The sequence below is a fragment of the Micromonospora sp. LOL_015 genome (genome assembly GCF_048060275.1).
Taxonomy (GTDB): Bacteria; Actinomycetota; Actinomycetes; order Mycobacteriales; family Micromonosporaceae; genus Micromonospora_E.
Genome location: NZ_JBHMIO010000064.1, coordinates 1 through 18,728, shown reverse-complemented (window position 1 = coordinate 18,728; position 18,728 = coordinate 1). Strand labels below are relative to the sequence as shown.

Here is an 18,728-nt window from a genome sequence, read left to right as displayed (position 1 = left end):
GTCATACCGAGCCGGGCGACCGAGCCGTCCCCGGCTGGGGACGATCAAAAAGGTAACGGGGTGGCGGGTGTCTGGGTAGTGGCCGTGCGCCAGGGCGGCCGTGCCCGGGTGGTCGTGTCGGGGTACTGGCGGTGCCGGGGATGGCCGGGCCAGCGGCGTTTTCAGTCTGCGGGGATCCGCCGCACGGGGTAATCCTGTCTGCCCCCGGAACCCGGGTGACGCTAGCCCCCTCCCGGTCAGGTCATCCGGCCGACAACAGTACGCAATCTGCGCAGATCCCGGCGACGGCGCTCGTAGGTGACCGCCAGAGTGATCAACGCCAGGCCGCCGACGGCCAGGAAGCTCCACCGGGGCAGCAGGTCCCAGACGGCGACGAGCTCCCGCACCGCGAGGACCGCCAGCACCGCACCGCCGATCATGACTGGGGCCTGCCGGCGGTACGCCGCACCGAGCAGCACCGCCGCCACCGCCCCGGCCCCGAGCAGCAGCCGGCGCACCGGCTGACCGTCGGCGACCAGCACCGAGCCGAGGCTGGGCAGCAGGGCGGCGGCCAGCCCGGGGGCGTACCCGAGCCAGCTGGACCGCTGCGGGTGGGCGCGCAGGGTCAGCCAGCCGACGCCGAGCGCGGCCAGGGCCACCGGCAGCGTGTACGCCTCGGTCAGCGCCACCTGCTCGCTGGCCAGCAGCAGCCACCAGGCGATGATCTCGCTGGCCAGGGCCGTCATGGCCAGCGCCCACGGCCGGTGCGGCACCGCCTGCCGTCCGCCTGGCCGCAGCGGCACCGGGTGGACGGTTGCCAGCAGTACCCGGGCACCCAGCACGACGCCCCACAGGGTGCATACCCCGGCGGCGTACCGGGCCGAGCCGACCGTCATCAGCAGGGCCGCACCGGCGACGGCGTGCCCGGCTACTTCGACGCCGATCGACTCGGCCCGCCCCCGTCCGCCCCCGGTGGCCGACCGGAGGGCCAGCACCGCGCCGACGACCAGGGCCAGCGCGGCGACGGCGAGCACCGCGTACCCGCCGACCCGGACCGGCAGGTCAGCGGCGCACACGGCGGTCGCGGCGAGGACACCGCCGGCGACCACAGCGACGATCCCGCCAGCCACCCGCACCGGGGTACGGCGACCCACCGCGCCGATTCCGGCGGCGCACGCCACCACGGCGGCCAGCGCGGTCAGGGTGCTGACCCGGGTGGGCAGCAGACCGGCCAACCCGGACCCGGCCAGTGGGGCACCGACCAGCAGGGTGACCGCCACCTGCGGCGCGGCGGTGGACCGGGCGGCGACCACCAGCCCGACGAGTCCGGCGGCGAGGCTGAGTGCCGGCACCACCGGCCACGGCGTCCCGGCGCTGGCCAGGGCGGCCAGCAGGGCTACGAAGGCGACCGGGCCGCCGGCCGGCATCGCGTACCGCGCCCGGTAACCGGCCACGACGGCCACGGTGACGGCGGCTGCGAGCACGGCCAGGGTGACCGCCTCGGCGGCGGGGACCGAGGCCGGCAGCGCCGGGCTGAGTCCGGTCCCGGCCGGTACGCCGGCCCAGCTGGCGTCCAGCCAGCGGTACGGGGTGAGCAGCAGCGACGCCAGCACCGGCAGGGTGCTGACCGCCGCCGGCAGCACCAGCGCCGCGGCCACGCCGGTCAGCAGCAGCCGCAGTACGCCACGGGGGACGAGGGTCGCGGCGACAGCCAGCAGCAGTGCCGCCGCGGCGGCGTACCCGCCGGTGGACTCCCCCGGCACGTACGGCACGGCCCCGACGGCCGGGGCGACGAGGGTGGCGACGACGGTGACCGGCAGCGCCGCCCCGGCGTACCAGAGGTATCCGGGCCACCAGCGGCGGACCGCGACCAGCGCGACCGGCAGCCCGATGGCGGCGGCCGCTGCGGCGCGGGCCGGCCAGCCCGCCGACGTGTCGAAGGTGTGGACGGCGAGCGCGACGAGGGCGGGCCAGCCGGCCACCGCGACGGCGACGCCGAGGCCGCCGATCGGGGCCTGCCACCAGCAGGCTTCGGGTCGCCGCACGGCGCGGCGGGCGACGGCGGCGACGGCGAGCGCGGTGCCGATGACGACCGCGACGGCGGCCGTGGCGACTGCCGGTCGGCCGGCGCTGACCAGCAGCGCGTGGCCGGTCATCAGGGCGGCGACGGCCGCGCTGGGCAACGCGACGACGGCATGCCGGGACCGGGCGGCCCGTACCGCCGCTACCGCCCCACCGGCCAGGCCGCTCGCGGCGACCGCCCACCACGGCACCGGGATCGCCGCCGGTACGGTCAGCAGGCCGGTGGCGGCACCGACGGTGAGCAGCACCGGCCGGAGCACCCGGGGCAGCAGCAGGATCAGCGCGCCGGTGACCGCGACGACGGCGAACGGCAACTGCCAGTCGCCGGGCGCGTCGACCGGGCCGGTGCCGGCCCGCCACAGCGGGCGGGCCGCCGCAATGCCGGCAACCCCGACGACCAGCGCGGCGAGCAGCATGCCGGTCCCGAGCAGCCCGGTCACCAGCAGTGCACCCGCCCATGGCCCGGTGCGGACCACCGCCGGCAGCCGGCCGCGCAGGTACCGGCCGGCGAGGGCGAGCCCGACGGCGGTGCTGGCGGCGATGGCCAGAGTCAGCGACGGTGCCGGTTCGGTGCCAGCCCGGATGACGGAGATGGTGACCGCCGGTGCCAGTCCGGCCAGGCTGATCGCCTGCAGCGCCGGTACGCCGGTGAGCCGGCCGGCGACGACCAGCACGGCGGCAACCGCCAGTAGCGGCGACCCGGCCAGGGCGGGGGCGCCGGACGGGTGGCCGAGGATGACGGCGGCCAGGGCGGTGATCCCGGCGGCGGTCAACGCCACGCCGACGGCCACCCAGCCGGTGATCCGCAGCGCCAACCGGGCCGGCGGGGTGAGCGCGATCATCGCCAGGGTGCCCAGGGCGGTGCCGAGCAGCAACAGGGTGGTGCCGGCGGCGTCGGCGCGCAGGTCGGCGGCGAGCAGCGGCAGCACGGGTTGCGCGGCGAGCAGGGCAGCGAAGCGAGCCGCGGCCAGGCCGGTGGTCAGGTGGTAGCCGGCGGCGACCAGGCCGGTGACGGCGAACGCGGCGGCGGCGTACCGGGCGGCGGGCAGGTCGGCGGCGCCGAACAGGTCGACGGAGCGAGCGGCGTAGCCGTCGAGCAACACCAGCAGCAACCCGAGCGCGGCGAACGTCTCGGCAGTGCCGCGCAGGCCGCGCCAGGTGGCCAGCGGCGGCAGGGCGAGCAGTACGGCGGTGACGCCGGCCAGGATCGCGGCCCGGCCGCCGACGCCGACGCTGGCCCAGGCGACCGCGGTGAAGACGATCGCGGCGGTGCCGAGCAGAAGTCCACCGAGGACGAAGAGAATGGTCTGCACGGTACGGATGGAGGTCTCCGGCCGTGGTGACGGGCCGCCGGCTGGTGGGGCTGCCGTCGCACCGGCCGGCGCGACGGCTGGCCGGGCCGGTTGGACGGTCGTCGCCCGTACCGCTGCCTGCAGCCGGACCGCCAACTGCTGCCGGCGGACCTGCGCGGCGTGCAACTGCCCACTCAGCGTGGCCCACGCGGACCTGGCCTGTTCGACGCGGGCGGCCAGCCCGGCTATCTCGCCGTCGAGCCGGATCACCTCGGCGGCGACCGGGTCGGGCCCTCGGCCGCAGCCCGGGCAGCCGGCGGCGAGGCTCGCCGGCGTGCCGCAGGCTGGGCACGGGTAGTGGGCTGTCGCGGTACTGCTCACAACCGCATCGTCGTCGCCCGGCCGGGTGACCGACAGAGTGCGGGTACTCAGTCCGACCGAGCGGACGACTCGGGTACGGACGGTTCAGGACCAGCCGACCACGAATGGACGACTGAGGAACGACTCAGGGACGGGTGTGGTCGTACACCCACCGGGCGTAATCGGGATTGCCGGCTTCGATGACGGCGACCAGGATCTCGGGTACGTCGTAGGGGTGCGCGGTGCGCAGATAGGTGACCAGTGGGTCGCTACGGTCGGTGGCGGTCTTGAACTGCACAGACCACTCCTTTGTGGTCTCCACCCGGCCTTCCCACCAGTAGGTGCTGGCCACCGGACCACCGATCTGGGCGCAGGCGGCGAACCGGCCGGCAACCGCAGAAGCGGCAAGCACCTCGGCGACCGAACGGGCATCCACCACCGTCGTCACAACGGAGATTTGATCCACGGAGCGAACCCTACGCCCTCAAGGTGTCCGAGCGGTTCTTCTCGATCCACAAATCGATCCGCGCCCACCAGTCGTAGAGCCACTCGATGCGTTCGTCACGGCCGGCCGGGATTTCCTCGGGCGACACCGACCAGAACCGCATCACGATCCGTTTGTCCATCGGCAGTTCCCGCCACACGTCGGCTCCGGTCAGCATCCGGTCCAAACCGGTGTGCGCGACGAAGATGACGCCCGCGTCCGGGGCCGCGTCCAGCGCGGCGAGCAGGCCGCCGGGGCGCGGCGCCAGAACGTGCCGCATCGACTCGGCGCGGGCCGCCATCCCGTGCAGTCCCAACGCGTGCAGCCGCTCGATGGCCCGGCTGCGCCGGCCCGGGGTGAAGTTGCCGCCCTCGGGAAAGATGACGAACGCGTCGTTGGCGTCCAGTCCGGTCGCCAGATGCGCGATCTGGGTCTCGACCGGCTCGGCGCGCCGGTCACCGGGGGCGATGAACCGGTTGGGCAGCCGGTTGAGCAGCACATCGATCGCCGGATCCCACTGCAGGGTCTCCTTGAGCACGATCCGCGGCTCCCGGTCGAACCAGTTGACCAAGCCGTGGATCAGGATGAACGAGTCACCCGGGCCGGCGTGCCGGGACACCACCAGTTCGGGACGGCCGGGCAGCGCGGTGTCCGGATCGGTGCCGACCACGTCGATACTCAGCCGCAACGCCCAACGGGCGTGCCAGAAGAAGAACGTCAGGAACCAACCGGTCAGCACGTAGTGGGCGCGTTGAAAGGCCGGGCTGCGGATCTTCCAGCCGCAGCCGGAGGCCAGCCAGAGTCCGAATAGGGCGGTCAGAGCGGCGGTGTCCCACAGCAGATAGACCACGGCGACCCAGAACAGTCGCAACACCCGCAGCCGGCCGGGCACCAGCAGCGAGGCGGCGGCGGCCAGAAAGATCCAGAACGGCAGCGTGGTGAGCACCGCAGCGGCAAGCAGCGGTACGGCCGGGGCGAGCAGTGCCCGGCGTACCCAGCGGGGTGGCAGCGGCATCAGCAGCCGGCCACGTTGGTCTTGAGGTAACGCCGGGAGGCGGTGTAGGCGCGGCTGATCCGTCGGCCGACAGCAGTCATGTCCCGGTACGCCCAGGGTGTGTCGTCACGTGTCTCTCCCCCACCGGTCGGCAGTACGTGCACCTCCACATCGTGGCCGAGCGCCGCCAGTTCCCGGGCGAACCGGTGCCGGCGGGCGATCTCGAAGGCGACCTGGGCGACCTCCCAGGGCCGCCGGGGCGCGCTGAGTGGCCGCTCGATCCGGCCGACCTGGAGCACGAAGACGCGCTTCGCCCCGGCTTCGACGGCCTTGCCGATCGGGATCGAGTTGACGATCCCGCCGTCGACGAAGTGCTCGCCGTCGATCTCGGCCGGTGGCAGCAGGCCGGGCACCGCGGCCGAGGCGAGCACTGCCGGCACCACCGGGCCGGCGTCGAACCAGTGTTCGGCGGCGCGTTCAATGCTGGCGGCACAGCAGTGGAACGGCACGGCCAGGTCGGCGAAGGTGGTGGTGTCGCCCAGTTCGGCCTCCAGCAGCCGGCGCAGTGGCCGTGGCGAGTGCAGGTGGGTACGGGCGGCGAACCGGCGCAGTTGACGGGCCATCGAGTCGCCGTACACCTCGCTGGCCTCCGGGGAGGCCCAGAGCCGGACCAGCCGCAGGGTGACCGCCTCGGAGGGGTCGGCGGCGACCAGTGCACCGTTGACGGCCCCGATCGAGGTGCCGACGACGAGATCGGGCTCGATGCCGGAGCGGAACAGGGCGCGCAGCATGCCGACCTCGACCGCGCCGAGCACCCCGCCGCCGCCCAGCACGAAGGCGACCGGACCGTTGACCATGGCATTCATCCTGGCACGGGCCCGATGGCCGCCGGTCGGGGTCGGCTCACCGCCCGGGCTCGGTCGGTATTACCGGCTCATCGGCAATCCTGGCCCATGTCGGGCTAAATGATAAATGTTCACCTGTTTACCGTGCCGTTGACAGGACGTGCCAATTCGCGCAGCCTGATACGACCTCCACTCCCCAGGCAGGTGCGACAACGATGGCATCGCTGCAAGCGGGCGAACTGCTCGCCCGCAGATACCGTCTCATCGACCGGATCGGTGCCGGCGGCATGTCGGTCATCTGGCGCGCCCGCGACGAGGTGCTCGACCGGGTGGTCGCGGTCAAGGTGCTCGCCGCGTCGTTGGCCGCCGACGCACGGTTCCGCAGCATGGTGCGGGAGGAGGCACGGTCCGCCGCCCAGCTGATCCATCCACACGTGACCGCGGTGCACGACTACGGCGAGGCGGTCGCACCGGACGGCACCGTCACCGCGTTCGTGGTGATGGAGCTGCTGTCCGGTGAGGAGCTGGACGCCCGGCTCACCGCCGGCCCGCTGACCTGGCCGGCGGCGGTGGAGACCTGCGCCCAGGTAGCCGAGGCGCTGGCCGCCGCGCACCGGTTGGGCATCGTGCACCGCGACGTCACTCCGGCGAACATCATGATGACCTCGATCGGCGCCAAGGTGCTCGACTTCGGTATCGCCACCCAGATCGGCGCCCCCGACGAGGACGAGGAGGGCGAGACCTTCGGCACCCCGGCGTACGTGGCCCCGGAACGCCTCGACGGCCGACCGGCACAGCCCGCCGCCGACGTCTACTCGCTCGGCGTCCTGCTCTACGAGACCCTCACCGGCCGGGTACCGTACCCCGCCGACACTTGGGACGACCTGCACCGCGCACTCGATCAGGAGATCCCGCCGCTGACGGTGCCCGGACTGCCCACCCCGGTCAGCGAGATCTGCCTGCGCTGCCTGTCCCGGGACCCGCTGAGCCGCCCCACCGCGCACCAGGTCGGCGCCGCGCTGCGGGACCAGTTGCTACCGGCCGATCCGCAGGCTGCGACCATGCTCGCGCCGACGATGACCCTGCCGGCGGCGGCCGGGTCCGACGCTCCGCCACCCGCCGACGCCGAAACACCGGCCGCCGACGCCGGGCCGCCGGCTGTCGACGGTCAACGGCGGGTCGGCCGGCTCGATTCCAGGGTCGCCACGCTACTGGTGGTCGGCGCCGTAGCGGTCGCCGTGATCCTGCTGCTGCAGCCCGAGGTGCTGCGGCGGCCGGGCAGCGACCATCCGCCGCCCGCCGGGCAACCGCGGTCCGCCGGTACGCCCGCCGGTCCCACCCCGCCGACGCAGCCAGGGCCGTCGGCAGACGCACCTCCCACCGACGCACCCGCCACCGGCGCCGCGCCGACCCCCGCGGCAACCGACACCGCGCCAGCGGCGACCGCACCGGTCGTTCCGACCGTCGACGAGGCGATCACCCTGCTCGGTCAGGTGATCGACGACGGGCTGGCGGACGGCGCGATCCGCCGCGACGCCGGCCTCGACCTGCAAAACCTGGTCCGTAACCTGCGGACCTCGTTGACCAGCGGCACCGCCGACATCGACCGGGACGTCAACCAGCTGCGCCGCAAGGTGCGGATCCGCGCCGACGAAGGCGCGATCACCTACGCGTACGCCGACGAGCTGGACTCGGCACTGGACCAGTTGGCCGGTGCCGCCGTCTGACCGCCGGCAGCCACGGCACCGACCGGGTCGCGGTACAGGCGCGTCAGTGCAGGCGGATGCGGTGCCCGGACCGGTCGAACAGCAGCAGCCGGGTCAGGTCCAGCGCCACGGTCATCGTCTCGCCGGGCCGCGGCGGTGCTGTCGCCGGCACCCGGACCACGACATCGCCGTCACCGTCCGGTGGATCGGATGGATCCGGCTCGTACACCGGGTAGAAACCGTACCGGGTCCGGGCGGTCGCCGGCGGGTCCGGACGGCGCTGCTGCGGGATCATCCGGGCGATGGTTTCCCGCAGCTGGTGTCGGGGCGGCGGATCCTCAGCCAGCAGCTCGGCCAGGTGGGTCTGCGGATCCGGCAGATCCAGTTGCGACTCAGCCGGAGAGGTGGGCAGGCCGCCGGTGTCCACCCAGGCCAGTGCCTCGTGGCCGAGGTTCTCCACCGCCCGGACCGTGCCGCGCAGGGTGACCGACAGCCTCCGGTCGGACCCGGCCGGGTCCGGGCCGTCGGGCCGCGCCGGGTCAGCGCCGGTCGGCGGTACGGGGTACAGCGCGTCGGCCCGCAACGCCACGGTCACCCGCTCGGTGTGGTGCTCGGCCAGCCGGGCCACCCGGGCGTCACCCACCGGCAACTCCAGCACCTGCGAACCGAGGTCGATCACCATCCGGTCCGGCTCGGCGTAGACCGCCCCCTGCAGCAGGCTGGTCCGTGGGGTGCCGAGGAACGCCGCGACGAACAGGTTCGCCGGGTCACCGTACACCTGCTCCGGCGGCCCGATCTGCTGCAGCCGGCCCTTGCGGAGCACCGCGAGCTGGTCCGCCATCGTCAGCGCCTCGGTCTGGTCGTGGGTCACGTAGACGGTGGTCACCCCGTGCCGGCGGGCCAGCGCCGTCACATCGGCCCGCAGCCCGGCCCGCAGCCCGGCATCCAGATTGGACAGCGGTTCGTCCAGTAGGAACGCCTTCGGCTGGCGCACGATGGCCCGGGCCATGGCGACCCGCTGACGTTGCCCACCAGACAGCACGGCGGGCTGCCGGTGCAGGTGTTCGGCGATGCCCAGCTCGGCGGCCACCTGCCGGATCCGCTGTTCCACCGCCGGGCCGTGACCCATACGCAGCGGAAAGGCGATGTTCTGGGCGACCGTCAGGTGCGGGTACAGCGCATGGTCCTGGAACACCATGGACACCTGTCGTCGCTGCGCCGACCAGCCGTCCACCACCCGGTCGTCGATCAGCACGTGCCCGGACGTCGGAGTCTCCAGGCCGGCGACCAGCCGCAGGATTGTCGACTTCCCGCACCCGGTCGGCCCGAGCAACACCAGGAACTGGCCGGACGGGACGGCGAGACTCACCCCGTCGACTGCGACAGTGCCGTCGTCGAAGACCTTCGTCAGCCGGTCGGTGGCGATGGCGACCACGCGATCACCTCCTGACCCCATCGTCAGGCCCAGCGGCCATCGACGCCAGCCCCTGTCGACGGGCGGCCCGCGACCGCCGGTGAGCGGTCGGCGGGGAGGTCAGCGCAGTTCCTCGGGAAGCTGTAGGTTGTCGCCGATCAGCCCGCCACCGACCGGGGGCGGTTCGGTGCTGGGCGGCTGGTTGGTGACGCTGCGGTCGAGCCACCCGTCGCCGTCGTCGTCGTAGTGGGTCTGTTCGAAGAACCCGTCACCGTCGGTGTCGTACGCCGCGGAGTCGACCAGACCGTCGGCGTCGTCGTCCCGGCCGACGAAGTCGACCCGGCCGTCGCCGTCCCGGTCGACCAGGATGTCCACCCCGCCGTCCGCCCGTCCTCGGACCATGTGCCGGTCCCACTCGCCGTCGCCGTCGACGTCCACCCGGGTCCGGTAGTCCTCCGGCACCGCTGGCTCGACCGGCTGGGGTGCCGTGCCGAACCCAGCGGACCGGTCCGGCACCGGCGGACCGGCAGCCTCCGGCCGTGCCCCGAAGTCGCTGTCCGCCCCGGCCGGGCCGAAGCCGCTCTGCGCACCGGCAGAGCCGAAACCACTCTGCGCTCCAGCCGAACCGAAGCCGCTCTGCGCACCGGCAGAGCCGAGAGCCTCGTCGACGGCACCGGCCGCCGCGCCGATGTCGCCGAAGCCACCCATCATTCCGGTCAACGGGCTCAGCAGCCCGAACGCGCTGGACTGGTTCGCCCGCGTCTCCACCGCCGCCGTCGGGCCGCCCGCGACACCGCCTATCTGGGTCCGCAGCAGTTCCTGCTCCTCGACGGTGAGCTGATAACCGGCGAGCGCCGCCGTCGGGTCGGCTGCCAGCGCGGCGGCGAATCCAGGATCGGTCAGTAGGCGTTCGAGCGCGATGTCGAAGTCACTCATCACCGGTCCCCTCGTCGATATCGCTCCAGGGTAGTCCGGGCCAACGATCAGCCACGAGGCCGACGGTGACCCGATTCCTCCGCGATCAGTCCAGCTCCGGCATCGGCACCGGCTGCGGCCTGGGTCGGCAGGCGCCGCACTGCAACGCGTCCTCGACAACCAGGCCCTCCGCCCGTCCCCGGTGCTCCGACCGGTGCACCTCCAGCAGATACGGACCGAAGCGGGCGTGGTCCTCACACACGCCTCGACCGCAGAACCGGCAGCCACCCCTGGCCGCCTTCGGGCAGAACCAACAAAGCACCTGTATCTCCGCTCGGGTCGATGTCTACGTCACAACGCCGGGTTCACCCGCAATCGACGACCTCTACCTTGCTCTCCACCTGGCGGCTGAGTCCTCCGCTGTCCGTGACGGTGACCGTGATCGTCACGGTCCCTCCGGCGCCCTGCCGGCTGGCCACCGGGCCGATGGAGCCGCTGTGTGTCCCGGCGCCGCTGAAGGTCTCCGTCCTCTCCACTGGTCCGCTCTGCCTCGCGACGACGGTCAGCCCGTCGGGTGAGTCGTCGGAGACCACGACCATCCAGCGCACGCTGGTCGGGTGATCGCTGCAGGGTTCGTTGTTGACCAGCTGGGTGATCCGGCCCTGCGGCTGAACCTCCCAGAAAATGGTCGGGGGTTCGTTCGGGGGTGGCGCGGTGGTCGGCGGTGGTTCGCTGGTCGGCGGCACGGTGGTCGGCGGTGGTTCGCTGGTCGGCGTACCGGTCGTCGGCGCTGCCGTGGTCGGCGGCGGGGCGCTGGTCGGCGGCGGGCCGGGTGGGCTCGGCGGCGCGGCCGGAATAGTCGGCTGCGGCTGCGGCTGGCGAGTCACGCCGGGGTTCGGCGCCGGGGCCGGCGTCGGCTGGCCGGTCGCGGAGAGATCCGGCGACGGGCTCTGGACGGTCGGCGATCCGCTGGTGGCGCCCGGAGCGGGAGCGCTCGGCGTACCGCCGGGCGGATCGACCACCCGGCCGTCACCGCAGCCGAGCTGCTCCCCGGTAGTCCGCAGGGACACCCCGTTGCGCCGCACCTCGCCGAGCGACACCCGGGCCGCTCCGGCGTTCACCGCGAACCAGGCCTCGCCCCGGTTCGCCAGTACCGCGTCCTGGCTGATCACGGTCATCGCCAACGGCCGGAAGGCACCGGAGACGCTGGCGGTATCGGCCAGGATCCGGCCCCGATCCAGGATCAGCTCCCCGCTCGGCGCGACCGGCCGGGTACCGTCGCTCCACAGCGCCCCCACCTCCGCTTCGACCCAGGCGCAGAGCACCGTGGCGGCACCACCACGGAAGACGAGTTCGCCGGTCGACCGGTCGGCTACTTCGATCCGGTCTCCTTCGGAGACGTAGGCCGCCGCACCGTCGCGCAACGTCAGCAGACGCCCCCCGGCGGTGCGCACCTCGACGGTGCCCCGCTCGGCCCGCAGCAGCGCCCGATCGGTCGGCATCTCTGCCCAGGCCGGTCCGGGCGTCAGATTGCTGCCGCTGATCAGCAACGCGAACAGCAGCAGGAGCAGCACCAGCCACCACAGCCGGCGCTCGAACCGTCGGTCCACCCGGTCGTCGTCGCTCCCCGGTGGTGGTGGGCCGGGTGGGGCGGCCAGCGGCGGATAGTCGGCAGGCGGATGCACGCCGCTGGTCGGCGGAGCGCCGCGGACCGTCGCCGCGGCGGCATCAGCCACCTGCGACGGTGCCGCGCCGAGCAGCATCGGCAGCCCGGCGACTGCCGGCAACTGCCACAGCCGGGTCTGCGTACGGGTGGTCGCGACCACGTCCGGCGGGTCGGCACCGACCGGGCCGATCATCGTGCCCCGGCGCAGTTCGATGCCGTCCATCAGGGCGATCACACCCGACTCGAGGACCACCGCGTCGTACGGGTCGGACAGCTGGACCGGCGCGCCGGGCGGCAACGCCACCGGCCGGGCCCGGGACACCAGCCCCAGCCGGTCCTCCGGGGTCAGCCCGGACAGCGCGGGGGTCTCGGCGAACAGCGACTCGGCGGCGGTCCGATCGGCCGGCGGCGGACCGGGCAGCGGGCCGACGACCGTGGCGACCGCAGTCGGCGGCACCGCCAGCAGCGTCGTACCGGCGGTACGCCAGGTGAGCGTGGCCGGCGTACCGGTCAGGGCGCTGGCCAGACCGACCAGACCGCCCGGTCCGAGCCGCTGCCGGACCGTGCCGGCCGGGTCGCCGGGCGCGCGACCCTCCACCGCGCCGTCGACCACGACGTAGACCGCGGGCTGGGCGGCGCCGGCGGCGACGAGTTGCTGACCGGTACGCGGGTGCACCCAGCGTGCCTGGGCGGCGAGCCGGTTCAACGCACTGGCCGGCAGCGTCCGCAGCGCGCTGGCGCGCAGCGCGTCCAGCCGCCGTGGGGTGTCGCTGGCGTGCCGCCGCTCGGCGAACGCGCCGCGCAGCCGCCGCCAGCGCCGGGCGAGCCAGCCGGCCGCCAGGTAGACCAGCGGGGCGGCGAGACCGGCGACCACCGCGGCGAGCAGCAGTCGGGCCGGCCAGCCGGACCGCCACAGGCCGAGGACCAGACCGGCGACCCGGTCGGTCCAGATCCGCCAGAACAGGTTCACCGCGATGACCACCCAGAGCACGGCGAGCATCCCGTACAGGGCGACCAGCCGGCCCTCCCGGTCCAGCACCGACCAGCGCGGGCCGCGCCGGCGCAGCCGGCCGACGACGTAGGCCAGGCCACGGGTACGCAGGTTCGGGATCTCCAGCCAGTCCATCAACAGGTAGTAGCCGTCAAGAGCAAGGAACGGATTGAGGTTGAACAGGGCGTTGAGGTACCAGGCGAAGGCGAGTTTGAACGTCCACGGCGCGGCGGCCGGAAAGATCAGCCCGACGATGCCGGCGACGCCGGCCAGTACCAGACCGGCGGCTGGCCCGGCGGCGGTGGTGATCAGCCGCTGGCGGCGGCCGGCCAGCCAGACGTCGGTGGTGTCGACGAAGACCGACGGGATACCGAAGTAGATGAGGAACCCGGCGGCCGGCACCCGGCGGCCGGCGTGTTTGGTGGCCAGGGCGTGGCCGAGTTCGTGGCAGGCGAGGGCGACGACGTTCAACCCGAGCAGCACCGCCGCCCCGGCCGCGTACGACCCGCTGGTGAGGAAGACCGCCTGCTCGCCGCGCCACCAGGTCCAGCAGAACGCGGCGAACCCGACCAGCGCGACGACGGCCAGCAGCACCGCCGCCAGCCGGGTGAACAGGAACCGACCGCCGCCCCGGTAGAGGGCGCCGACCAGCGGATCGACGTCGGCCAGCACGGTCCGCCGGCCTTGGGCCACGGCCAGCAGGGTGCGACCGAACCGCAGCGGCCACGGCCTGCGATGCACCCGCGCCAGCGGGCGGAACGCGTCGACCGGCAACTCGGCGAGCATCCGGTTGCCGGCCAGGTCGGCGACGACCCGGGTGACCTGGTCGGGGGCGAGCCGGCCGGCGATCCGGGCGAACTCGGCGACCAGCCGGGCCACCGTACGGCTGCCGTCCATCAGCTGGGCGAGCCGCCACTCGTCCGGAGCCAGCCGCAGGTAGCAGGCACCGCCGCGACCGTCCGGCGAACGGAGCATCACGTACGGCATCCCGCGTACCGAGGTCAATTCGACGTGCTCGATGCCGGGCCGCAGCACCGGCCGGGCCCGGGCCGGGTTGAGCCGTTCGACGACGGCGTCCCACAGGCCGGAGTCGGCTGGGGCGACCGGTTGCCCCGGCGCCCGCCCGGCCAGGGCCTCCCACACGCTCATCCTGGTCTCGGCGACCGTCACTGTGCCTGCTCCTCTGCCGCTACTCGCGGCTGCAGGTTAGACCGCCTTGTCGACCGCACGCGACTGCTCGACCGCTTTCGCACAGCATGTCGTGCGGAAGAAGTCTCGTCGATCGACTACGCCGGGGTCAGCCGCTCATCCTTTCGGCCAGGGTACGGGCCCGGAACATCTGCACCCGCCTGGCCGTTCGCACCACATAGGAGCGCAGCAGGGTCGGCATGGTGAGACTGACAGTGACGGTGACCGCCGATCCGGTGCCGTCGGGCTCGGTCTCCATCACGAATCGCACCGACACCCGCGCCGGGCTGCGTACCTGCATCACGAGCCGACGACCCGGATCGGTCTCGGTCTGCCGGACGTGCAGGATGTTGTCGTACCGCAGCGGCCCGACGATCTTGAACCGCTCCACCGCGACGTACCGCAGCACGATGTGGCCGTCGGCGTCGGCGCTCCGCTCGATGTCACGGACCGCGACGATCAGCGGCGAAAGCCCGACGTGGTTGGCCGGGTCGGCCAGGTGGGCGTGCACCCGGTCCGGTGCCGCCGCGACGGTGAACCGGTCGGTGAAGGTCTCGGTGCGCACGCCAGGGACGGTAGCGAACGGCGGGTGGTGTGACCAACCCCCTTGGTCACACCACCCGCCGCTCTCTCTGGGGAGGCAAGTCAACCTGTCGTCATGTCGCGGTCACGGCGCGTCGACGAGGGTGGCGGAGGCGGTCCGCGCCTCGCCGTCGCGCTCGTAGGTGATCTCAATCTGCTCCCCTACCTGGCCGGACTGCACCGCCGCGACAAGATCATCCGAGTCGTTGACCGGGGTGTCGCCGATCTGCACGACCACGTCGCCCTGGGCCAGGCCGGCCTGGTCGGCCGGGCTGCCGTCCTCGACCGCCGCGATCAACGCGCCGCCTTCGTCGGCGGCGGTCACACTCACCCCGAGATACGGGTGGCTGACCTCCTCGCCGGCCATCAGCGCTTCGGCCACGTCCTTGGCCTTGTTGCTGGGGATCGCGAAGCCGACCCCGATGTTGCCCTCGCCCTGCCCGGAGGTGGCGATCGCGGTGTTGATGCCGATCACCTCACCGTTGGTGTTGACCAGGGCGCCACCGGAGTTCCCCGGGTTGATCGGGGCGTCGGTCTGGAGCAGCCCGGACATCGAGCTGACCTGACCGCCGCCGCCGAACGGGCTCTGCTGCTGGCCGCCACCCACCGAGATGGTGCGGTCCTGCGCGCTGATGATCCCGGCGGTCACCGAACCCTGCAGACCCAGCGGGCTGCCCAGGGCCAGTACGGTGTCGCCGACCCGCATCGTGCTGCTGTCGCCCAGGGTCGCCGGGGACAGCCCGTCCACGTCGTCGACCTTGACCACGGCCAGGTCGGTGCGCGCGTCGGTGCCGACCACGCTGCCGGACCCGGAGCCGCCGTCGGCGAAGTACACGGTGACCGATCCGCCGCGCGCCGACTCGACGACGTGGTTGTTGGTCAGGATGAAGCCTTCGGCGTTGAGCACCACACCCGAGCCTTCACCGGAGCCGGTGGAGATCGACACCACGCTGTCCTGGACGGCGTCGGCGATCTCGGCGAGCGACGAGCGGTCGATCACCGGTGCCGCGCTGCCCCCGCCGTTGCTGCCCCCGCCGTTGCTGCCGGTCTGCACCGCCGGCGCCGCGCTGCCGTTGTCGAAGGCGGCCACTACCGCACCGCCGACCGCACCGGAGCCGAGCATCAGGGCGAGGACGACCGCCGAGCCGGCGACGATCCGACCGACCCGGTTCGGCCGCTGGGTGGCGGCCTGGGCGGCGGCACCGGGCGGCGGCGACCAGCTGACGTGCGGCTGGCTGTAGCCGTGGCCGGCGTACGGCTGGCCATGGCTCCACTGCCCGTGCTGGCCGTGCCCGTACGGCACCTGGGCGTAGCCGGGGGCGTACGGGCCGGGCTGCGGCTGGCCGCTGAGCGGCGGCCCGGTGACCGGCTGCGCCGACGCGGGAGTCGCGGACGCGGGCGCCTCAGCTGCGGGTGAGGTGGGCGCGGGCTGGGCCGGCGCGGGTGAGGTGGGCGCGGGCTGGGCCGGCACGGGTGAGCCGGCGTACGGCTGGTTGGTCGGCGTCCAGTCGGTGGACGAACGACCGGTGGCCGGGTCGGGCTGGCCCGACTCGGCAGGGGCCTGCCAAGGGCTGGCCGGCGGTTGAGCCTTGTCCGACGGCTCCGCCGGCGGCGTGGTCTCGTGCTCGCTCATGTATTCAGATTGCCCCCCGGCACTTTGACGCACCTGATCTGCGGCTGAGGCTTTGCTGAAAATCATGATTCGCTGCCGTCGATGGGTTCGGAATCGACGAGGTTGGTGTCGGCCAGCGGGAGCCGGACCCGGAAGGTGGCACCCTGACCGGGCTCGCTGTGCACCTCGACGGTGCCCGAGTGGGCGACGACGAGGGCGGCGACGATCGCCAGCCCGAGTCCGGTGCCGGTCGGCCGCTCCGTGCTGCGGGTACGGGCGGCGTCGGCCCGGTAGAACCGCTCGAAGACCCGTTCGGACTGCTCCGGGGTGAGACCGGGCCCCTCGTCGGCCACCTCGACCGTGGCGAACCCCGGCTCGGTGGCCCGCAACCGCAGCGTGACCGGCGTGTCGGCCGGGGTGTGGTTGATCGCGTTGGTCATCAGGTTGCCGATCACCTGACGCAGCCGGGCGTCGTCGCCCAGCACCACCAGCCGGCCGGCACCGGGCCCGATGTCCAGCTCCACCCGGCGCTGCGGGTCGACCGCCCGGGCCGCCTGCACCGCGTCGCTGGCCAGCACCGGCAGCTCGACCGGCGCCAGATCCAACGGGCGTTCCCGGTCGAGGCGGGCCAGCAGCAGCAGGTCCTCCACCAGCAGGCCCATCCGGGCCGCCTCGTCTTCGATCCGGCGGACCAGCCGGCCCGCTTCCTGCGGCGACGCGGCGGCGGCCCCCTGCCGGTACAGCTCGGCGAAGCCGCGGATGGTGGTCAACGGGGTACGCAGCTCGTGCGAGGCGTCGGCGACGAACTGGCGCATCCGCTCCTCGGACCGGCGGGCCCGGGTCTCCGAGGACTGGGCCGCGACGGCAGCTTCCCGGGCCGACGCCTCGGCCATCCGGGCCGCCCACTCGGAGCTCGCCCGCGCGGTGAACGCCGCCTCGATCTGGGTCAGCATCGCGTTGAGCGTGCGGGACAGCCGGCCCAGCTCGGTCTGCGGCACGTGCGCGCCCGGCTCCGGGTCGGGCACCCGCCGGCTCAGGTCACCGGCGGCGATGGCCGCCGCGGTCTGCTCGATCTCGACCAGCGGCCGCAGGTTGGTCCGTACGATCGCGGCGCCGGCCAGCGCCAGCAGCGTCACCACTCCGATGCCGACCAGGATGTCGATCCAGACCAGCCGGCTGACCGCCCGGTCGACGTCGACGAGGCTCTGCCCGACCGCGATGACGTCGCCGGTGGGCAGCGACGCGTAGAGCATCCGCCAGCGTAGGGCGCCGTTGCGGGCGTACACGCTCTTCGGCTCGCCCTGCAGCGCGGCGAAGCCGTCCCAGTCGGCCGGCCAGCGTGGCAGCTCGCCGGTGGCGATCCGGTCGTCGTCGTAGTAGGGCCCGCCGAGCGGGCCGTCCTGGTACGAGACGACCACCAGGTAGTTGGTCGGCAGCGGGGCGGTGACCGAGGCGCGCTGGTCCCACACCGGCAGGCGTTGCGCCTTGCTCACCTCGTCGCGCAGGCCCGTGACGTAGTCGCGCAGGTCCGTGTCGATCTGGTCGACCAGGTAGCTGCGCAGGAAGAATGCGCTGCTCACGCTAATCACCAGCAGCGCGGTGAGGACCAGGCTGAGCACCGACGTGACCAGCTTGACCCGCAGCGGTACGCCGCGCAGCCAGCCCGTCACCGGGGCGGGCGCCAGCGTCGGCCTGTTCACGCCGCTGGTTTGCGCAGCACGTAGCCGACGCCACGCAGGGTGTGGATGAGCCGGGGCTGAGTGTTGTCGATCTTGCGGCGCAGGTATGAGATGTAGGACTCGACGATGTTGTCGTCGCCCCGGAAGTCATAGTTCCACACGTGGTCGAGAATCTGCGCCTTGGACAGCACCCGGTTGGCGTTGAGCATCAGGTAGCGCAGCAGCTTGAACTCGGTCGGTGACAGCTGCACCCGGTTGCCCGCCCGGTAGACCTCGTGGGTCTCCTCGTCCAGTTCCAGGTCTGCGAAGGTGAGCCGGGAGGAGGTCTGACCGCCGTTGCTGGTACGCCGCAGCACCGCCCGGATCCGGGCGGTCAGCTCCTCCAGTGAGAAGGGCTTGGTGACGTAGTCGTCGCCGCCGAGAGTCAGCCCGCGGATCTTGTCGTCGGTGGCGTCCCGCGCAGTGAGGAAGACCACCGGGGTACGGGTGCCGGCCTCCCGCATCATCCGAATCACCTCGAAGCCGTCCAGGTCGGGCAGCATGACGTCAAGCACCACGAGGTCGGGCCGGCGCTCGCGGGCGGCGTTCAGCGCGGCGCTGCCGCTGGTCGCGGTGGTGATGTCGAATCCGGCGAACCGCAGACTGGCGGAGAGCAGTTCGAGGATGTTCGGGTCGTCCTCGACGACGAGCAGCTTCGCCTCGGTCTGCGATGCGATCATGACCGCATCATCCCGGATCGGTCTGGGTTCGGCCTGGGGAGCCGCTGACAATCAGCTGAGAGTGAACTCGATGTCCGGGACGAGTGACCTCAGCCGATGAGGTCGAGGGCGGAGCGGGTCGGTGCCGGGTCAACCGGCCGGCGGCGGGCACGGTGGGCAGGGGGGTGTCCCTATGGGTTGTGTCAAGCGGCGAGGCGGGGTTCGTCCGCCGGTTTGGGCT

13 protein-coding genes are annotated in these 18,728 nt (G+C 73.2%); 1 reads left to right on the top strand and 12 read right to left on the bottom strand.

Translation table 11 applies throughout. From position 1 onward, the window contains the following. Positions 1–236: 236 nt before the first annotated feature. The 4 genes from ACFHWU_RS26820 to ACFHWU_RS26805 all read right to left on the bottom strand — a co-directional run bounded on the left by ACFHWU_RS26820 (position 237) and on the right by ACFHWU_RS26805 (position 6,048). Positions 237–3,734, bottom strand: a complete 3,498-nt coding sequence (locus tag ACFHWU_RS26820; RefSeq protein WP_416552342.1) for an SCO7613 C-terminal domain-containing membrane protein — start codon at positions 3,732–3,734, stop codon at positions 237–239. Positions 3,735–3,858: 124 nt separating this feature from the next. Then, complete coding sequence (gene cutA, locus ACFHWU_RS26815) at positions 3,859–4,179, bottom strand: divalent-cation tolerance protein CutA (protein WP_123605207.1); 321 nt, start codon at positions 4,177–4,179, stop codon at positions 3,859–3,861. A gap of 10 nt (positions 4,180–4,189) precedes the next feature. After that, a complete protein-coding gene (locus ACFHWU_RS26810; protein WP_416552341.1) occupies positions 4,190–5,212 on the bottom strand; it encodes a 1-acyl-sn-glycerol-3-phosphate acyltransferase in 1,023 nt (340 codons plus the stop codon). Next, positions 5,212–6,048: a patatin-like phospholipase family protein gene (locus tag ACFHWU_RS26805; RefSeq protein ID WP_416552340.1), complete on the bottom strand. Its 837-nt coding sequence runs from the start codon at positions 6,046–6,048 to the stop codon at positions 5,212–5,214. Before ACFHWU_RS26805 ends, ACFHWU_RS26810 begins: the two co-directional genes overlap by 1 nt. A gap of 203 nt (positions 6,049–6,251) precedes the next feature. Between ACFHWU_RS26805 and ACFHWU_RS26800 the strand changes: the two genes are divergently transcribed. Further along, positions 6,252–7,763, top strand: coding sequence for a serine/threonine-protein kinase (locus ACFHWU_RS26800; RefSeq protein WP_416591983.1), 1,512 nt, complete (start codon positions 6,252–6,254; stop codon positions 7,761–7,763). A gap of 43 nt (positions 7,764–7,806) precedes the next feature. Here ACFHWU_RS26800 and ACFHWU_RS26795 read toward each other — a convergent pair whose 3' ends face one another. From ACFHWU_RS26795 to ACFHWU_RS26760, 8 genes are all read right to left on the bottom strand, one after another. After that, entirely contained in the window at positions 7,807–9,177 is a 1,371-nt protein-coding gene (locus ACFHWU_RS26795) for an ABC transporter ATP-binding protein (protein ID WP_416591982.1), read from the bottom strand. A 99-nt stretch (positions 9,178–9,276) separates the two neighbouring features. Next, positions 9,277–10,092 carry a hypothetical protein gene (locus ACFHWU_RS26790; RefSeq protein ID WP_416552337.1) on the bottom strand — a complete coding sequence of 272 codons (816 nt, stop codon included), beginning with the start codon at positions 10,090–10,092 and terminating at the stop codon, positions 9,277–9,279. Between the two features lie 85 nt (positions 10,093–10,177). After that, entirely contained in the window at positions 10,178–10,333 is a 156-nt protein-coding gene (locus ACFHWU_RS26785) for a hypothetical protein (protein WP_416552336.1), read from the bottom strand. A gap of 103 nt (positions 10,334–10,436) precedes the next feature. Continuing rightward, a complete protein-coding gene (locus ACFHWU_RS26780; RefSeq protein ID WP_416591981.1) occupies positions 10,437–13,898 on the bottom strand; it encodes a cyclic nucleotide-binding protein in 3,462 nt (1,153 codons plus the stop codon). Positions 13,899–14,025: 127 nt separating this feature from the next. Then, entirely contained in the window at positions 14,026–14,481 is a 456-nt protein-coding gene (locus ACFHWU_RS26775) for an SRPBCC family protein (protein WP_416552334.1), read from the bottom strand. Between the two features lie 102 nt (positions 14,482–14,583). After that, positions 14,584–16,131, bottom strand: a complete 1,548-nt coding sequence (locus tag ACFHWU_RS26770) for a trypsin-like peptidase domain-containing protein (RefSeq protein ID WP_416591980.1) — start codon at positions 16,129–16,131, stop codon at positions 14,584–14,586. A 62-nt stretch (positions 16,132–16,193) separates the two neighbouring features. After that, positions 16,194–17,810, bottom strand: a complete 1,617-nt coding sequence (locus ACFHWU_RS26765) for a sensor histidine kinase (protein ID WP_416552332.1) — start codon at positions 17,808–17,810, stop codon at positions 16,194–16,196. Beyond that, the gene (locus ACFHWU_RS26760; RefSeq protein ID WP_416552331.1) at positions 17,807–18,508 is read right to left on the bottom strand and encodes a response regulator transcription factor; all 702 of its coding nucleotides are present in this window, start codon (positions 18,506–18,508) and stop codon (positions 17,807–17,809) included. The genes ACFHWU_RS26765 and ACFHWU_RS26760 overlap by 4 nt, the downstream gene beginning before the upstream one ends. Between the last annotated feature and the right edge of the window lie 220 nt (positions 18,509–18,728).